At 53.6% G+C, this 1,332-nt stretch carries 2 protein-coding genes and 1 pseudogene; 1 reads left to right on the forward strand and 2 read right to left on the reverse strand.

Translation table 11 applies throughout. The features are described 5' to 3' along the window. Positions 1-113 (forward strand): IS1 family transposase (locus QZ506_RS16290; RefSeq protein WP_291968255.1); only part of this gene is annotated, 113 nt, incomplete at its 5' end. Positions 114-141: 28 nt separating this feature from the next. On the opposite strand, the pseudogene QZ506_RS16295 reads toward QZ506_RS16290, so the two are convergent. Continuing rightward, positions 142-1,183: pseudogene (locus QZ506_RS16295) on the reverse strand (methyl-accepting chemotaxis protein); the annotation flags it as partial. A 36-nt stretch (positions 1,184-1,219) separates the two neighbouring features. Then, positions 1,220-1,332 (reverse strand): IS1 family transposase (locus tag QZ506_RS16300; protein WP_291968255.1); only part of this gene is annotated, 113 nt, incomplete at its 5' end.

The following is a 1,332-nucleotide window of genomic DNA, read 5'->3' on the forward strand; positions in this document are numbered from 1 at the left end:
CACTGCGTAACCGATTGCAACGGCTCAATCGCAAGACGCTCGGATATTCAAAATCATCCGAAATGCACGATAGGATCATAGGTACTTACATCGAACGCGAGTACTACGTTTGATGCTACATCAACTCATTGAATACACGACAGATTCCTGCACCAGCGCCGCGTTTTGCTGCACCATGGAATCCAACTGTGCCATCGCCTTGTTGATCTCCTGAATGCCACGCATCTGCTCATTCGCAGAGTGGGTAATTTCCGACATTACGGTGGCCACTGTAGAAACGCCGCCGACAATCTCCTGCATGGTGTTGCTAGCCTGGCGCACCTGCGTAGAGCCAGAGGTCACGCCAACCACGGTCGCTTCAATCAGGGTTTTGATCTCTTTGGCTGCCTGCGCACTGCGTCGTGCCAGCGCGCGCACTTCAGAAGCTACCACGGCAAAACCACGCCCCCTGCTCACCCGCTCTTGCCGCTTCCACCGCCGCACTCAACGCCAGGATATTGGTTTGGAAAGCAATGCCATCAATCACACCGATAATATCGCCGATCTTGCCGGACGCGGCGACGATATCTTCCATGGTCACAATCACGTCCGAGAGCACTTTACCGCCGATGCTGACATCTTCAGACAGGATGCGCGCCTGACTGTTCACATGCTGTGCCGAACTGGCTGACTCGGTGACCGCCGCCGAGATTTGTTCCAGCGAAGCGGCAGTTTGTTGAATACTCGCCGCCGCTGACTCCGTGCGTGCAGAAAGATCGTTGTTGCCTAACGAAATTTCATCCACGGCCACTTTCACCGAGGCACTGATATCACGGATCTGAATCATCACCATGCTGAGTTTGTCGATAAAGACGTTGAATGACTAGGCAATCTGCGCCACTTCATCGGGCAAACGCTGTCTCAACTCGTTGTTACCGTTGCTGATGTCATCCATCGCATCGCGCACTTGCAGCAGGCGTTTAAGGGTTTTGGTAATGATGACGCCAACAACCAGCGAGCCGAGCAGTGAAATAATTACTAGCGTGATCACCGACGTAGTCAGCAGTGAACGCATGCCCGCCTTGGCTTTTGCCCTGTCGAGCGCCACCAGAATGTACTAGTCGGTGCCCGCAATCGGGGCCGTACGCACCATACGCTCCGCGCCGCCCATCTCTACGGTCACCGGATGCTGGGAGGTCAGTAATTCGCTGGGTCGTGTATTCAATGAGTTGATGTAGCATCAAACGTAGTACTCGCGTTCGATGTAAGTACCTATGATCCTATCGTGCATTTCGGATGATTTTGAATATCCGAGCGTCTTGCGATTGAGCCGTTGCAATCGGTTACGCAGTG

The sequence above is a fragment of the Candidatus Symbiopectobacterium sp. genome, assembly GCF_020054415.1.
In the GTDB taxonomy this organism is placed as follows: Bacteria; Pseudomonadota; Gammaproteobacteria; order Enterobacterales; family Enterobacteriaceae; genus Symbiopectobacterium.